The sequence below is a fragment of the Terrabacter sp. C0L_2 genome, assembly GCF_036352015.1.
GTDB lineage: Bacteria > Actinomycetota > Actinomycetes > Actinomycetales > Dermatophilaceae > Terrabacter > Terrabacter tumescens.
The window spans coordinates 2,331,265-2,346,678 of the sequence record NZ_CP143557.1 but is presented as its reverse complement, the minus strand read 5'-3'; the positions used below and the strand labels follow the sequence as shown (position 1 = coordinate 2,346,678).

The window sequence follows — 15,414 nt, the reverse complement described above, 5'->3', positions numbered from 1 at the left end:
GACGCTCCTCAGCGGGTCGCGAAGTTCGGGGAGTCGAGCAGCAGCGCGACGAGGGAGGGCAGCCGCCACGTCACGGCCGGGGCACCGGACGTGAGCGCATCACCCGGCGCGTGGTCGACGAAGCGGCAGAGCGCATCGCGCTGCGCGGTGGTCAGCGTGATGAGCAGCCTGGCGGACAGGGCGTCGACGAGCGCGGCATACGTGCTCGGCAGCGGCGACGGGACGAGCGTGGTCACGTCGGGTCGCTTCATCGCCTTGAGGCTCCAGTTGCCGGCAAGCCCCAGGTGGAAGTTCCACCGGTTCAACGTGCTCGAGGCGCCGTTCCACGCAGCCGCGACGTCGGGGTAGCCGTTCGGCGCGGGCCAGCCCATCGGCGCCTGCCCGAAGGTCTGGGTCAGCCAGATGAGGGTGCGCAGGTCGCTCGTGACGCCTGCGGCGGGGACCGGTTCGGGCGTCAGCCCGAGGATGCGGCAGGACGCGAGCGCGTCCTCGTACGGCGTGCGCACCTTCTGGCCGGCGGAGGCGGCGAACTCGGGCGAGAGGAACAGCGCCCGCAGCACCGGCGCGATGGCCGTGTCGTTGGCGAGATAGACCTGTGCGAGCTTGCTGACGAGAGTCTCCGGTGGCACGTCGGAGACGTATCGCGTGACGAGCTTCGTGGCGATGCGCGTCGCGGTCGCCGGGTGGCTGGCGAGGTAGTTCAGGTAGAGCGTCGCGACCGCGCTTCCGTTCTCGGGAACGGTGTTGGCGTCGCTCCACCCCAGGACCTTGACGGTCCCGACGAAGCGGCGCTGCGGCTTGTAGGAGTAGAGACCCGACTCCGAGTCGACGCTGAGGCCGGTGAGGGCGAGTGCCGACATCTTGACGTCGGCCTCGGTGAAGTTGCCGAGGCCGACCGTGTGGAGCTCGAGCAGCTCGCGGCCGTAGTTCTCGTTCGGCGCCTTCTTCGTGCTGTCGGCGTTGTCGAGCACCTTGAGCATCGACGGGTGCCGCGCGGCCGCGTTGAGCATGTCGGAGTACTTGCCGAGCGCGTGCTTGCGGATGACGTCGCGCTGGAAGAGGTGCGAGCTGTCCCAGACCTCGCTGCTCGGCACGGGGACGACGAGGTGGTTGGTCCAGAAGTCGACCACGGTCTCGAGCAGCTGGCGTCGGGAGAAGAGGGCCCGCGCGAGGTGCGCCTCGAGCAGGTCCATCATCACGGCCCATTGGTCGCCCCCGTCGAGCTGCTCACGCACCTCCCACGTCTTCCAACTCAGCCGTGGCCAGCGGGTCAGCATCGCGTCCATGGCCGTGTCCGGCACCGTCGCGGGCGCCAGCTGGGCGTCCAGCCACGCCGTCGTGCCCTGGGCCCGCACCTCCGACGCCAGCGCCGGCGTCGGTCCGAAGGTCGCGCGCCGCAGCAGGTGCAGGACGGGGTCCGTCGTCGTCGAGGCTCCGACCCCGGTCGGCACGCCCGGTGACGCGGAAGCACGAGCGGGCAGCACCCCGATCACCGCGCCCGCACCGATGCCGGAGAGCACCCGTCGACGTCGCGGCGTCGCAGCGCCTGTCGAAGCGGGGAGATGTGCGTTCATGCGCACGACGGTACGGACGACATCGCCCCCGGGTGCGGGAATCGGACATTTCAGGCCATCGGGCCATATGCCCATGAATGAAGACGTCCGTGCTGAAGCATCAGACTTCACCAACGCACTTTGAAGTTATGATCTTCATATGCCTGCTCTTCAGACAGAGCCTTCACCCGTGGCGCTCATCGGCGACATCGTCGAGTCGCGGACGCACCGGCAACGCCAAGCGTTGCACGACGCCTTCGCGGCCGCCATAGCCCGAGCCAACGCCGAGGTGCCCGTCGACGACCCGGCCGTCATCACCGTTGGCGACGAGTTCCAGTGCGTCTATCCCACGCTCGGCGCCGCGCTGCGAGCCAGCTTCGTCGTGCGTGCAGAGCTGCATCCGACCGCCGACGTCCGCTTCGGACTCGGCCGCGGGGAGGTCACCACGCTCGACCCGGTGCGCGGCATCCACGACGGCCCCGCCTACTGGGCCGCGCGCGAGGCCATCACGACGGCCGAGGACCGCGCCCGGCGCGCGCAGACGCGCACGTCCCGGACGGCATACGTCGCTCCCGACGAGCCTGAGGCCACCGTCGCCGCCGTGCGCGCCGCCCTCGACTGCCTGGACTTCATGGTCGGGTCCATGTCGACGACCTCTCGAGGGGTCTTGGGAGGGCTCATGCGCGGATTGGCGCAGCAGGACATTGCCGACGAGCTGGGCATCAGCGCGTCCGCAGTCTCGCAGCGCGTGCGCCGCGACGGCATCGGGGTCGCGCTCGAGGCGATGTCCACCCTCGGAGGCCTCCCCTGACAAGAGGACTCGCGACCAGCCGCGACGCGGCACCTCGAGTCACGAAGTCCCCGACCCCGTAGGCCGCCACGCGGCTCACCGGCTCGTCATCATGGAGCATGGCCGTGCGCGAGGACACCGAGCGCACCGCTGGAGCCGTCCCCACCCATCGCCTCCGCGTCACCGCCGGCGTCGCTGTCGTCGCGGCGCTGATCCTGCTGGGCTGGCGCCTCACTCTCGGGGCGAGCTCCGACGACGACGGACACGTGGTCGCGTTGGCGCTCCGCCTCGCCCGCGGTGACACCGCTCTGGCGGACGAGATGAACCTTCAGGTGACCGGCTCCCTGCTGGCCGTCCCCTTCGTCTGGGCCTGGGACCACATGGTCGGGACGACGGGCATCGTGCTGGCCTCACGCGTGTGGTTCGTCGTGGTCGCAGGCGCGGTGGGCGTGCTCACGGCGCGGGCGCTGCGCACCCGCTATGGCGCAGGGCCGGCTGCCTTGGCCACGGTGGCGGTCCTGGTCGGTCTCCCCTACCAGCTTCCACTCCTCAGCTACGCCTCGGTGCCGGTGCTCGCCCTCGTGCTCTCAACCGCCGCGGGCATCGCCTTGCGGCAGACCCGCTCCCTCGCCTGGGCAGCGGTGCTCGGCGGCGCGACGGCCGTCGGCACGGTCGCGAGCCCTCAGCTGGCGCCCGCCTTCGCCGTGACCCTCGTGCTCGGCACGGCGCGGGTGCAGGGCGCTCGCCCGCGGGTCGTGGCAGCGGCGACGAGCCTGATCCTGCTCGCCGTGGCAGCCGTCGCGCTGCTGCTCACCGCCGGGCCGGCCTCGATCGAGGAGTCCGTGCGTTTCCTCCTCGCCGTCCGGGGAGATGGACTCTCACCGGTCGTACGCCTCGGCCGGGCCCTCGGGACCTACGAGGGACTTCGCTTCCCCCTCTACTGGCCACTCCTCGCCTGTCTTGCGCTAACCGCTCTGGGGTGCGCCCGACCGGACTGGCGGGCGCTCCGGCTCGCAGCCAGCGCGGCAGGCGTCCTGTGGGCCACGGCCGTGACCGTCGGCGCCGCGCTCGGCCTCCTGCCGCAGCTCTGGTTCGGCAACACCGTGGCTGCTCTCGAGTCCGTCCTCGTTCTGACGCTCGCGCTTCCCGTCATCGCCGAGCTCCGCTGGTCGCCGCGTCCTGGCGACGGCGGGGACCTGGTTGCGGCTGCCGTGCCCGGCCTCGTCGCGGCGACGGTGATTGCGGCGACCACGAACTCCGGCCCGGAGTACTCGGTGCACGGCGCCGCCCTCGGCGGCTTGCTCCTCGTCCTCGTCGTCCAGTGGTCCACCAGTGCCGACACCCTTCGGTCCGAACCGGGGCGCAGACCGACGACCGCACACGCCCGAGCCACCCTCGCCCTATCGGCGGTCCCGACGCTCGGGATGGCACTCGGGCTCCTCGCCCTGCCCTTCCACGAGCCAGGCTCCCTCGGCGTCGACACCCGCATCACCGCCGGCCCCTGGGCCGGGCTCGTCACCACCGAAGGCGGCGCAGCACGGCTCACCACGCTCACGAGGACCGTCGATGACGCCACCCGTGGCGGGCGCTCCGTCCTCATCCTCGGTGCGGCCGGCGGCTACCTCGCGGCGAACGGCCCGATGGCGACGCCGGCGCTCTGGCTGGAGGACTACGGCGCCGCCAACCAGAAGGCCCTCGACTGGTTCCAACGGACCGGTCGAGCTCCGGACGTCGTGCTGGTCATGGCGACCGCCGAGGAGAACGCCGGTGGCGCGGCGGCCTGGGTCCAGCGCGACCCTCTCCGCGCTTGGGTCCAGACGGCCTACCCCGTCAGGCACGTGGTCCCCGGTCTCGGCACGCTCCTCGAGCGTCAGTGACCGGGCCGCGCGCCGCTCTGCGGCTGTCGGGACTTCGTGGTTTGCTCCATGACGACCCGACCCTGACGAGATCCTCGGAGGACTCATGCGCGGCCTCGCTGTGGTGACGACGATGCTCCGGGAGCTCCCGTGACCTGGCTGTCGGTCGTCCTCGTCGGCATCGGGCTCGGCGACATCGTCCGGTCGACGTCGTGGCGGCCCGGGCGCGTCATCGGTCACGTCGTCGCACCCGTCGTCATCATCGGGCTTGCGCTGCTCGCCGGGCTGAGCTCCTGGGCCGACCTGCTCGCCCTCGTCCTCGCCGCCGCGGCGGGCGCCGCCTGGGCGGAGCTGTCCCGGCGCACCCAGATGACCGGGCGCGCGGCACTCGCGGCCCTGGCCGTCTTCGCCGGGATCGTCCTCGGGCTCCTCGCCTTCTCCGGTGCGGCGTCACCGACCGACGGTCCGCTCTCGACGTGGCTGCACTGGGCCGACCTGCCCGGTCACGGTCCGCTGCCCGCCTCGCGGGTGCTGCTGCTCACCGGTCTCGCCGTCTTCAACGTGGCGACGGCCAACATCATCGTGCGGCTCGTGCTGCTCACCATCGGCGCCCTGCGCCCCTCCGACGTCACTGCCGCCAACGCCGCCGCAGCGGCCGCGGCGTCCCTGACCGGACACCCCGCTCCCCCGACCCAGGGCCAGCCCGCCGACCGGCTCAAGGGCGGGCGCCTGCTCGGCCCCATGGAGCGCCTCGTCATCCTCGGGCTCGGCGTCGCGGGCGAGTTCGGCGCGGCCGGCCTCGTCATCGCCGCCAAGGGACTGCTCCGCTTCCCCGAGATCCAGGCCGCGGCTCGCGGCAACGGCGGCGGCAGCGGGGGCACCGACCCCAACGCCTCCCCCACCTCGGGCTCCTACGCCGGCGGCCCGGCCGGCATCGACGACGTCACCGAGTACTTCCTCGTCGGCAGCTTCGTCAGCTGGCTCATCGCCCTCGGCTCGCTCGCCCTGACCGCCTGAGACGCGGCCACCCACCGGCCGCGCGTGATCGTCGTCACGCCCCACGGCATCCGCAGGCAGCGACCCCCAACCACCCACAGACGCCCGTCCAGCCGAGCACGCGGCCACTGATAGCGTCGGAGCGTCCAGCGACACACCGATGTGAAGGGCCTACCTGTGAGCACTACCCCCGTCAAGGTCGCCGTCACCGGCGCCGCCGGCCAGATCGGCTACAGCCTCCTGTTCCGCATCGCGAGCGGTGCCCTCTTCGGGCCCGACACCCCGGTGGAGCTGCGTCTGCTCGAGATCACCCCCGCGCTCAAGGCGCTCGAGGGTGTCGTCATGGAGCTCGACGACTGCGCCTTCCCGACGCTCGCCGGCGTGCAGATCGGCGACGACGCCAAGAAGGTCTTCGACGGCGTCAACCACGCCCTCCTCGTCGGCGCCCGCCCGCGCGGCCCGGGCATGGAGCGCGGTGACCTCCTCGAGGCCAACGGCGGCATCTTCGCGCCGCAGGGCAAGGCGCTCAACGAGGTCGCGGCCGAGGACATCCGCGTCACCGTGACCGGCAACCCGGCCAACACCAACGCGCTCATCGCCATGAGCAACGCCCCCGACATCCCGACCGAGCGCTTCTCGGCCCTGACGCGCCTGGACCACAACCGCGCGATCAGCCAGCTCGCCGCCAAGCTCGGCGTGCCGGTCACCGAGATCAAGAAGATGACGATCTGGGGCAACCACTCCGCGACGCAGTACCCCGACCTCTTCCACGCCGAGGTCGGCGGCCGCAACGCCGCCGAGGCCGTGGGTGACCAGGACTGGCTCGCCGGCACGTTCATCCCGACCGTCGCCAAGCGCGGCGCCGCCATCATCGAGGCCCGCGGTGCGAGCTCGGCCGCGTCGGCCGCCTCCGCGACCATCGACCACGCCCGCACCTGGGTGCAGGGCACGGCCGACGGCGACTGGGTCTCCATGGCCGTCCGCTCCGACGGCTCCTACGGCGTGCAGGAGGGTCTCATCTCCTCGTTCCCCGTCACCGTCAAGGACGGCCGGTGGAGCATCGTCCAGGGCCTCGACATCGACGACTTCTCGCGCGGCAAGATCGACGCGTCCGTCGCCGAGCTCGCCGAGGAGCGCGACGCCGTCAAGGGTCTCGGCCTCATCTGAGCCGCCTCACGCACGTCGAAGGGCGCCGTCCACCACGAGGTGGGCGGCGCCCTTCTTTGCGTATGCCGTGTGCCCGGGTCAGTGACGCCGGCGCAGTCGCGCGGCGCGCTCCTTGAGGGCGTCGGTCAGCGGAGGCGCGTCACTGCGCGGTCGCACGTGCGTGCCGCGGATGCGCCAGTACTTCGCCTCGGCCCACTTCGTCGCCTCACCGGGGTGCGCCGCCCAGACGCGAGCCAGCCGCAACCGGTGGGCGACCTTCTGCCACAGCAGTTTTGGGCCTGACACGTCACGGTCGTAGACGAGCTCGAGGTCGAAGCGCTCGTTGACGACGCGCGGTGACACGCGCGCACCGACCGTCATGTTGAGCAGGTTGCCGCCGTGGATGACCTGCACCCACATCGGTGGCGCGCTCACCGCGCGCACGGGACCCCACTGGCGAGCGCGGGCGTGGCGGGCGGCATACACCGTGCTCGGCGGCGCATCCGGTCGACGCCGCTCCACGAGGGTGAGGAACGGGCTCGAGAGCTGGTCGTAGCGGTAGGTGGCGCCGCTCCGGTCGATCTGGATGCCGCGTGGGAAGTCGACGAAGAGCCCATCGGTCGGGGTGAACTCGCGCTGCACCGACGCCATGAAGTCCCGGGCGATGGCGTCGTCGCTGTCGAGGCGCGTCGTCAGCAGCCACGGCGCCGTGGCTGGGCCCGCCGCCTCGGCCGGTCGCGCCTCGGCGATGGCGCGGCCGAAGATCGACGGGCTCCACGGCTCGCTCGACCAGACGGGCGTGAAGGTGCCATCGGTGAGCGTCTCGACGTCGGCCCGGAAGTCGTCCGGGCAGCGGTCGTCAAAGAGGACGAGCCAGGTGAAGTCCGCGCCCTGCTGGCCGCGCACCGACGACCAGCAGGCGTCGACGAAGAAGCCGAGCCGGTAACGCAGCCAGTCCTCCTGTGGCGGCGCCCCCGGCCTGAACGCCGCGCTGAAGCGGGTCAGCAGGAAGTGCTCGAACGCCTCGGTCCTTGCTGGCCCCTGCGCCGGCACGACGGTCGCCTCAGCGGGAGGTGCGGCCGACGGGGGTGCGGTCGGACACGTCGGCGCGGAGGTTGACGGTCGCCGACGCGAGGAGCACACCGAGACCCAGGGCGAGCAGGATGACGACGTCGAGCGTGCGGGAGCGCACGTTGAGGCCACCGGCCTTGCGCGACGGGCGTGCCACGAGCCGGATCAGCGCCCCGATGAGGAAGGCCGCGGCGACGATGCGCCCGCCCCACCGCACGTCGACGAAGCCGATGACGAGCACGCCGGCGGCAGCGATGCCCGCGACGAGGTACCACCAGCTGAGGACGACGAAGCCGCTACCCCGCCACTGCATCAGGGCGGCTCAGACGCCCGGCGCCGTCGTCGACGCCGCCTGGGCCTCGGCGGCCTCGACGATGTTGGTGAGCAGCATGGCGCGCGTCATGGGGCCGACGCCGCCCGGGTTGGGGCTGATCCAGCCCGCCACGTCGGCGACGTCGAGCGCGACGTCACCGGCGATCTTGCCGTCGACACGGCTCACGCCGACGTCGAGCACGGCGGCGCCCGGCTTGACCATGTCCTTGGTGACGATGCCGGGCACGCCGGCCGCCGCGATGACGATGTCGGCCTGGCGCACCTCGGCGGCGAGGTCCTTGGTGCCGGTGTGGCACAGGGTCACGGTGGCGTTCTCGCTCTTGCGGGTGAGGATGAGCCCGAGCGGCCGGCCCACGGTGAGGCCACGGCCGATGACGACGACCTTGGCCCCGGCGATCTGCACGCCGTGGCGGCGAAGCAGCTCGATGCAGCCCATCGGCGTGCACGGCAGCGGCGCGTGCTTGCCGAGCGCGAGCCAGCCGAGGTTCATCGGGTGCAGGCCGTCGACGTCCTTGGACGGGTCGACGCGCGAGAGCAGCGCCATCTCGTCGAGGCCTGTCGGCTGCTGAACGAGGAAGCCCGTGCACGCGGGGTCGGCGTTGAGCTCGTCGATGGCGGCCTCGACCTCGGCCTGGGTGGCCGTGGCCGGCAGGTCGCGGCGCAGGCTCGTGATGCCGAGCTCGGCGCAGTCCTTGTGCTTGGCGTTGACGTACCAGTGGCTGCCCGGGTCGTCCCCGACGAGGACGGTGCCGAGACCCGGCACGACCCCCTGCTCGCGCAGGCGCTCGACCCGCTGGGTCAGCTCCACCTTGATCGCCTTGAGGGTGGCCTTGCCGTCGAGGATCTGTGCCGTCACGGTGCACATCCTGCCACCCCGCGCCTTCGCGCGTGGCTGTGGCTCAGTCGGCCAGCAGCTGCATCAGCCGGGCGACGTTGGCCTGCCACGTCAGCGACTCGGCGCGCGTGCGCAGGGCGCGCCCACGGCATACGCGCTCTCCCGGCGACGCGACGAGCGTGTGGAGGGCATCGGCGAACGCGGTCGGGTCCCGTGGGTCGACGTAGACGCCGTCGGGACCGAGGTACTCCGGTATGCCGCCACTGCGCGCCGAGACCACGGGCAGTCCCGAGGCCATCGCCTCCGTGACGACCTGGCCCGCGGGCTCCTGCCACTGCACCGGCATGGCAAAGACGTCCGCCGCCCCGTAGACCTCGGGCAGCGAGCGCCGGTCGACGAACGGGGTGAAGCGCACGAGGTCGCCGAGGGGCGCGGCGGCCCGGCGCAGCTCCTGCTCGTAGGCGGACAGGCCGTCGGCCGGGCGCAGGCCCGCGGACCCGACGACGTGCACGCGGAAGTCGCGGGTGCGGCGGGCCAGCTCGTGCGCCGCGGCGATGAGGTGGTGTACCCCCTTGTGCGGCGTGACGTTGCCGACCGACAGGATCGTCACCGGTCCGCCGGTCGCGCGCGGGACCGGCCTGAAGCTGTCGGAGTCGACCCCGTTGCGCAGCACGTGGAGGTTGTCGGGACGGGACCCGATGCGTTCGGTGATGGTGCGCACGAGGTAGTCGCTCACCGCCACCGTCACGTGGGTGCGCTCGATGACCCTACGGATCTCGGCGGGGCGCCAGGTGCGGAAGACGTCGTTGCCGAGGTGCAGCACGACCTTGCCGCCGAAGCCGCGCACGAGCCGGTCGGTGACCGCCCCGGCGTAGTTGTAGACGACGAGCGCCTGAGCGTCTGCCGGGACCGCGGCGAGGGCGTCGCGGTGGAAGCGCGCGACGCACGGGCGGCGACCGAGCGTGACGCCACAGGCGGCGTCGACTCGCCGCTCGAGGTCGGTGAACCACTCGCGCCGCGTCGAGCGCGACGACGCGTAGCGCACGAGCGTGCCCTCGGCGTAGTCGTGCTCGCGGCGGTCGCTGACGAGCACGTAGGTGCGCCCGCCCATCGCCTCGTGGGCCCGCGCCTGGGCGTTGATCTTCGTCGACATGGCGTTGCCGGTCGTCGTGGAGTACTCCGAGAAGACATAGGCCAGCTGGGCGATCGGGCTGACGAGCGGCGCCGTCACGGGCGGCGCGTGCTCCGGCTCACGACTGACGTCCATCGTCCTCACTCCTGCTGCGCGCGGGGGCCCCGAGAACGTGTGACCCGGGGCCACGGGACCGAGCGTAGGAGAGGAAGCCGCCACGCGGGGCGAAAATGGACATCGCGGCCGCCCGGCAGGGCGGCCGCGATGCGCGGGTCGTGTGGTCGGTGCGGGTCAGGTCAGGTCGCCGAGCGGGACCTTCGGGTCGGCGAGGCGGTCCCGGTCGACGACGGTGCGGTCGCGCACGAGGCGCTGCACGTCGTCGATGGTGTCCCAGACGTTGACGTGCATGCCGGCCAGCACGCGCACGCCCTCCCCCTCGGGCACGACCCAGAAGGCCATGAACTCGTTGCTCTCGGGCTTGCCGCGGAGGACCACCTCGGCGTCGGTCCCGCGGGGGACGTAGCCGGCATACTCCAGCCCGATGTCGTACTGGTCGGAGAAGAAGAACGGGATCGGGTCGTAGGTGACGTCCTGGCCGGCCATCGAGCGGCCGGCTGCGAGGCCACCGTCGTTGGCGTTGGCCCAGTGCTCGACCCGGACGTTGGTGCCGAGGGTGACGCTGCGCCAGTTCGCGACGTCGCCAGCCGCCCACACGCCGTCCACGAAGGTGCGCAACGAGGAGTCCGTGACGATGCCGTTCTCTGTCGGGATGCCGGCGCCCTCCGCCAGCCCGGTGTTCGGGGTGATGCCGACGCCGACGACGACGGCGTCGGCCGGCAGCGTGTCGCCGGACTTCGTGACGACGCCGGTCACCGCCGTCTCGCCCTCGATGCGCTCGACGCCCTCACCGAAGCGGAACTCGACCCCGTGGCCGCGGTGCAGGTCGGCGAACCAGCCCCCGACCTGCTCGCCCATGACCCCGAGCAACGGCGCGGCCTGCGGCTCGATGACGGTGACGGCACAGCCTGCGTCGCGGGCCGCCGCGGCGACCTCGAGCCCGATCCAGCCGGCGCCGACGATGACGATCCGGGCGCCGTCCTTGAAGCGCGCCTTGAGCGCCTCGGACTCCTGCATCTCGCGGAGGTAGAGCACCCCGTCGAGGTCGGCACCCGGCACGTCGAGGGCGCGGGCCGACGAGCCCGTGGCGAGGAGCAGCTTGTCGTAGGAGAGGGACTGGCCGTCGGCGAGGGTCAGCGCGTGCTGCTCGGCGTCGAGGGACGTCGCCGGCGTGCCGAGGCGCAGCTCGACGTGCTGGTCGGAGTACCAGTCGCGGTCGTGGGTGTAGGCGGTCTCCATCTCGTCCTCGCCCTTGAGCACCGCCTTGGACAGCGGCGGCCGCTCGTAGGGCAGCCGGTCCTCCTCGGCGACGAGGACGATCGCGCCCTTCGTGTCGCTCTCGCGGATGCCCTCGACGGCCTTGGCCGCAGCCAGTCCGCCACCGACGATGACGTATGCCGTGCGCTCCCGCTGCCCGGTCGTGTCCGTGCTCGTGTCGCTCGCGTCGCTCATGTCCACACCTTCACACGCGAGCCCCCGCCCGTCGAGACCCGCCACCCCACTCGAGTGAGCGCCCCGCCCCACACGAGCGAGCGGCCCCGCCCCACGAACCGCTGGGACACAGCGCTCACTCGATTGAGGCCGGGGCTTGGGACGTCAGTCGAGTGAGCGCCCCGCCCCACTTGAGTGAGCGCGAGGTCAGGAGGTCCAGGCTCGCCAGAGGGCGGCATACTCCCCGTCGCGGGCGACGAGCTCGTCGTGGCTGCCGAGCTCGGCAACCCGTCCGTCGATGACGACCGCGATCCGGTCGGCGTCGTGCGCGGTGTGCAGCCGGTGCGCGATCGCGACGACCGTGCGGCCCGTGAGAAGCGCGTTCATCGACCCCTCGAGGTGACGCGCCGTGCGCGGGTCGATGAGCGAGGTCGCCTCGTCGAGCACGATCGTGTGCGGGTCGGCGAGGATGAGCCGCGCGAGCGCGATCTGTTGCGCGCGCCCCGGCGTCAGCACCTGGTGGCCCGACCCGAGCTTGGTGTCGAGGCCGTCGGGCAGCCGCTCGACCCAGTCGAGGGCGTCGACCGCGCGCAGCGCCTCGCGCACCTGCTCGTCGGTCGAGCCCTCCCGGGCCAGCACGACGTTGTCGCGCACCGAGCCGATGAAGACGTGGTGCTCCTGGGTGACGAGCGCGACCTCGGTGCGCAGCTGGTCGAGCGGCAGCGACGTCAGCTCGACCCCGCCGACCGTGACCGAGCCGGTGCGGGGACCGTGGATGCCCGACAGCAGGCGCCCGAGCGTCGACTTGCCCGACCCACTCGGACCGACGATCGCGAGACGTTCACCGGTGCTGAGGTCGAGGTCGATGCCGTGCAGCACGTCGTGACCCGTGCGGTAGGCGTAGCGCAGGTCGGCCCCGACGAGCTCCGGTCCGGTCGGCCGGCCCTCGCCCGCCTCGCGGTCGGGCGGCACCGTCGCGATGCCGAGCAGGCGGGTCGTCGAGGCGATGCCCACCTGCACGCGGTCGACCGTGTGCACGAGCATGTCGAACGGGCCCCAGAGGGCCTCGGTGTAGAGGATCGCGGTCGTGATCTGTCCGAGCGTGGCCCAGCCCTCGGCATACCCGATCGCCCCGAACAGCAGGACGAGCACGCGCGGGAGGCTGAAGGCGATGTCCATGACGACGAACAGCAGGTTGCGCAGCGTCATCGTGTAGCGCTCGGCCTGCCCGGAGACCTCGATGTCGTCTTCGCCACGACGCAGCCGGTGGCCGGCGAGCCCGAGCGCCTCGACGGTGCGCGCGCCCTCGACCGTCTCGGTGAGCGTGGTGTTGATGCGCGAGTAGGTGCCACCCTCGGTGAGGTAGCCCTTCGGCGCCCGCATGAGGTAGCGGCGAACCTGGAAGAGCGCCAGCCCCATGAGCGCGATCGAGGGCACCGACAGCAGCGGCGAGTTGCTGACCATGGCGACGAGCGTCAGCACGACGGTGATGCTCGCGATGATCGCCTCGGGCAGCGCCCAGCGCACGCTCTCGCTCATCGTGCCGACGTCACGGGTGACGCGCGTGACGAGGTCGCCGGAGCTGGCGCTCTCGACGCGGGACAGCGGCAGGCGCAGGATCGCCCGGACGATGTACTCGCGCGCAGACGCGAGGACGCTCTGGCCCAGGACCGTCGAGGAGAACTTCGCGGCCAGGGTGAACGCGCTCTGCACGAGGACGAGCCCGGCGACGACGAGCGCGGCCGAGTTGGCCCCGGCGAGCGCCGCGTCGACACGGCCGGCCTGGACGTCGGCGACGGTGGAGTCGACGAGCTCGCCGAGCAGGCGCGGGACGAGCAGTCCGGCGGTCGCCGCCAGCGCGTTGGCGACGATGACGGCCACGACGAGGAGCCGCTCCTGCGAGAGCAGCCCGCCGATGAACCGGATGACGCGACGGTTGTCGGCGATGGGCAGACCGGTGCGGGCGTTCATCGTGTCGGCGACGAACTCCTGCGCCCGACGCTCACGCAGCAGGTGACGGCGGTGCAGGGCGCTGATGCGCTCACCCAGCGAGGCGGACTCGTGCGGGCGCAGCTCGTCGGGGACGGCCGGCGCCTGGGTGGCGGCGTCCCACGTGCGCGCCGATTCGGCCGCCAGCTCGTCGGGCAGCAGCGAGACCCCGCCCGGGGCGCTGAGGCCGCCAGCCGTGTCGACCGTGCTGTCGGCGCGGCTCATCGGGACTCCTCGGACAGGGTCGGCAGGGCGGTCGGGTCGGTGCTGGGGTCTGCGGTCAGGTCGATGGTCGCGTCGGCGTCCCCGCGCACGACCACCGAGCGGTATGCCGCCGAGTCCGCCAGCAGGTCGGCGTGCCGTCCCCGGGCGGTGGCCACCCCGGACTCGAGGAGGATGACCTCGTCGGCGTGGTGGAGCAGTAGGGGCGAGGCCGTCATGACGACCGTCGTGCGTTCGGCCCGGTGCTCGCCGAGACGAGCGGCGATGCGGGCCTCGGTGTGGGCGTCGACGGCGGACGTCGGCTCGACGAGGACGAGGACCTCGGGGTCGGCGGCCAGGGCGCGCATGAGCACGAGCCGCTGGCGCTGACCGCCGGACAGGCCGCGACCGCGCTCCTCGAGCTCGCCCTGCCAGCCACCTGGCAGCGCGTCGAAGACGTCGTCGGCAGCGGCGGTGTGCAGCGCCCGCTCTGCCTGCTCGCGACTCAGCTTGCCGAGCGGATCGACGGCCGCGCGCAGCGTCCCGGCGAACACCTGGGGTGCGGTGTCGCTCACGAGGATGTGACGGCGTACGTCATCGAGCGGGACGCGGGAGAGGTCGACGCCGCCGACCGTGACGCCCCACGGCTGGCGGGCGCGCTCCTCGTCCCGGTGGGCCTGCTCCTCGCGGGCCCGGGCGCGGGCGGACCGCTCGCGACGCGCTGCACGGCCCTTCATGTCCTCGGGGATCTCGTCGCTGACGAGCGCCCCCTCCTCGCTGGGCAGGTAGCGGCCGAGACGGTCGGCCAGGGCGGCGGAATCGTCGGGCACCGCCGAGACGACCATCGTCAGCCGGCCCGGACGGATGGTCACCCCGGACTCGCGGTCGACGATCTCGGCACCGGTGTCGAGCGTGGCCGGCTCGTCGGGATGCACCCACGGCGCCCGCTGGGAGAAGACGGCGATCGCCTTGCGCGCCGAGACGACCGAGCGGGTCCACTTCTGGGCGAACTCGACGAAGGTGCGCATCGGCTGGATGAGGAAGAGGCCGTAGCCGAGGAAGCTGACGAGCTGCCCGACGGTGAGGCGCCCTTGGGCGACCTCACGCGTGCCGAGCCACATCAGGGCCACGACGAAGCCGCCCGAGAGCAGGACGCCGACGGACTCGACCGCCGCGAGCCACCGCCCGGCGGCGACGCCCGACTGGCGCACCCGCTGGGACTGGCCGGCGTAGTTGCCGCCGAAGGTCTCCTCGCCGCCGATGCCGCGCAGGATGCGCAGTCCGCCGACGATGTCAGTCGCCATCGACGTCAGCTCGGAGTTGCGCGAGCGCTCGACGCCCTGCCAGCGCTGCATCGGCCGGAGCAGCGGCGTGCCGAGGAGCACGAGCAGCGGGGCCGAGACGAGCACGAGCATGCCCATGCGCACCGACGTGCTGAGCACGATGGCGGCCACGACGAGGTAGGCGGCCAGCTGCGAGATGGCGCGCGTCGTGATCTCCATGAGTGCACCGAACTGGTCGCCGTCGCTGCCCGAGACCGAGAGCACCTCGCCCGTCGGCGTGCGCCGGGTCAGGACGTGACCGAGCTGGAGCGCCTTGCGCGTGACGAGCTTCGTCGTGCCGTAGAGGGCGATGAGCCACTCGCGGACGATGACCGTGTGGAAGGCGATGCCGCTCGCCGCGCCGAACACCGTCACGACCGCGAGGGCGACGAGCCAGCGGGTGGTCACGGCCGAGTCGCCGGTGACGATGCCGGTGTCGATCGCGCGACCGACCATCCACGGACCGACGGTCTGCGGCACCATCCAGATCAGCGCGACGAGCAGGCCCACCCAGAACAGGACGCCGTTCTGCCGCACCATCCACCAGAGGAAGGCCCGCGGCGAGCGGGTGTCGGGCGCGTCGGCGCCGCGGTCGGTGTAGGCCCGGATCTCGGGCGGAAAGTCTCGCATGGCCTGTCCACC

12 protein-coding genes are annotated in these 15,414 nt (G+C 72.4%); 4 read left to right on the top strand and 8 right to left on the bottom strand.

Going from position 1 to position 15,414, the window contains the following annotated elements; genetic code table 11:
* Positions 1-8 precede the first annotated feature (8 nt).
* On the bottom strand, positions 9-1,574 hold the full coding sequence (locus tag U5C87_RS10810; protein WP_330476569.1) for a DUF1800 domain-containing protein: 1,566 nt from the start codon (positions 1,572-1,574) through the stop codon (positions 9-11).
* Positions 1,575-1,743: 169 nt separating this feature from the next.
* On the opposite strand from U5C87_RS10810, the gene U5C87_RS10805 reads away from it, so the two are divergent.
* The 4 genes from U5C87_RS10805 to U5C87_RS10790 all read left to right on the top strand — a co-directional run bounded on the left by U5C87_RS10805 (position 1,744) and on the right by U5C87_RS10790 (position 6,362).
* Complete coding sequence (locus tag U5C87_RS10805; RefSeq protein WP_330476568.1) at positions 1,744-2,364, top strand: SatD family protein; 621 nt, start codon at positions 1,744-1,746, stop codon at positions 2,362-2,364.
* Between the two features lie 104 nt (positions 2,365-2,468).
* On the top strand, positions 2,469-4,220 hold the full coding sequence (locus tag U5C87_RS10800) for a hypothetical protein (RefSeq protein WP_330476567.1): 1,752 nt from the start codon (positions 2,469-2,471) through the stop codon (positions 4,218-4,220).
* A gap of 129 nt (positions 4,221-4,349) precedes the next feature.
* Positions 4,350-5,216 carry a hypothetical protein gene (locus U5C87_RS10795; RefSeq protein WP_330476566.1) on the top strand — a complete coding sequence of 289 codons (867 nt, stop codon included), beginning with the start codon at positions 4,350-4,352 and terminating at the stop codon, positions 5,214-5,216.
* A gap of 156 nt (positions 5,217-5,372) precedes the next feature.
* A complete protein-coding gene (locus U5C87_RS10790; RefSeq protein WP_330476565.1) occupies positions 5,373-6,362 on the top strand; it encodes a malate dehydrogenase in 990 nt (329 codons plus the stop codon).
* 78 nt (positions 6,363-6,440) lie between these two features.
* Here the strand turns inward: U5C87_RS10790 and U5C87_RS10785 are convergent, their stop codons facing one another.
* The 7 genes from U5C87_RS10785 to U5C87_RS10755 form a co-directional block, all read right to left on the bottom strand.
* A complete protein-coding gene (locus U5C87_RS10785) occupies positions 6,441-7,394 on the bottom strand; it encodes a glycosyltransferase (RefSeq protein WP_330476564.1) in 954 nt (317 codons plus the stop codon).
* 10 nt (positions 7,395-7,404) lie between these two features.
* The gene (locus U5C87_RS10780; protein ID WP_330476563.1) at positions 7,405-7,725 is read right to left on the bottom strand and encodes a DUF3017 domain-containing protein; all 321 of its coding nucleotides are present in this window, start codon (positions 7,723-7,725) and stop codon (positions 7,405-7,407) included.
* 9 nt (positions 7,726-7,734) lie between these two features.
* The gene (locus tag U5C87_RS10775) at positions 7,735-8,601 is read right to left on the bottom strand and encodes a bifunctional methylenetetrahydrofolate dehydrogenase/methenyltetrahydrofolate cyclohydrolase (protein WP_330476562.1); all 867 of its coding nucleotides are present in this window, start codon (positions 8,599-8,601) and stop codon (positions 7,735-7,737) included.
* Positions 8,602-8,644: 43 nt separating this feature from the next.
* Positions 8,645-9,847 carry a glycosyltransferase family 4 protein gene (locus tag U5C87_RS10770; protein ID WP_330476561.1) on the bottom strand — a complete coding sequence of 401 codons (1,203 nt, stop codon included), beginning with the start codon at positions 9,845-9,847 and terminating at the stop codon, positions 8,645-8,647.
* A 156-nt stretch (positions 9,848-10,003) separates the two neighbouring features.
* Complete coding sequence (locus U5C87_RS10765; RefSeq protein ID WP_330476560.1) at positions 10,004-11,281, bottom strand: NAD(P)/FAD-dependent oxidoreductase; 1,278 nt, start codon at positions 11,279-11,281, stop codon at positions 10,004-10,006.
* Between the two features lie 186 nt (positions 11,282-11,467).
* Positions 11,468-13,474, bottom strand: coding sequence for an ABC transporter ATP-binding protein (locus tag U5C87_RS10760; protein WP_330476559.1), 2,007 nt, complete (start codon positions 13,472-13,474; stop codon positions 11,468-11,470).
* Complete coding sequence (locus tag U5C87_RS10755) at positions 13,471-15,402, bottom strand: ABC transporter ATP-binding protein (protein ID WP_330476558.1); 1,932 nt, start codon at positions 15,400-15,402, stop codon at positions 13,471-13,473. Before U5C87_RS10755 ends, U5C87_RS10760 begins: the two co-directional genes overlap by 4 nt.
* Positions 15,403-15,414: the final 12 nt, after the last annotated feature.

What these genes read in the sequence shown, in the direction of transcription:
- U5C87_RS10810 (WP_330476569.1), bottom strand. Translation starts at nt 1,574, where the DNA reads ATGAACGCACATCTCCCCGCTTCGACAGGCGCTGCGACGCCGCGACGT.
- U5C87_RS10780 (WP_330476563.1), bottom strand. Translation starts at nt 7,725, where the DNA reads ATGCAGTGGCGGGGTAGCGGCTTCGTCGTCCTCAGCTGGTGGTACCTC.
- U5C87_RS10770 (WP_330476561.1), bottom strand. Translation starts at nt 9,847, where the DNA reads ATGGACGTCAGTCGTGAGCCGGAGCACGCGCCGCCCGTGACGGCGCCG.
- U5C87_RS10765 (WP_330476560.1), bottom strand. Translation starts at nt 11,281, where the DNA reads ATGAGCGACGCGAGCGACACGAGCACGGACACGACCGGGCAGCGGGAG.
- U5C87_RS10760 (WP_330476559.1), bottom strand. Translation starts at nt 13,474, where the DNA reads ATGAGCCGCGCCGACAGCACGGTCGACACGGCTGGCGGCCTCAGCGCC.
- U5C87_RS10755 (WP_330476558.1), bottom strand. Translation starts at nt 15,402, where the DNA reads ATGCGAGACTTTCCGCCCGAGATCCGGGCCTACACCGACCGCGGCGCC.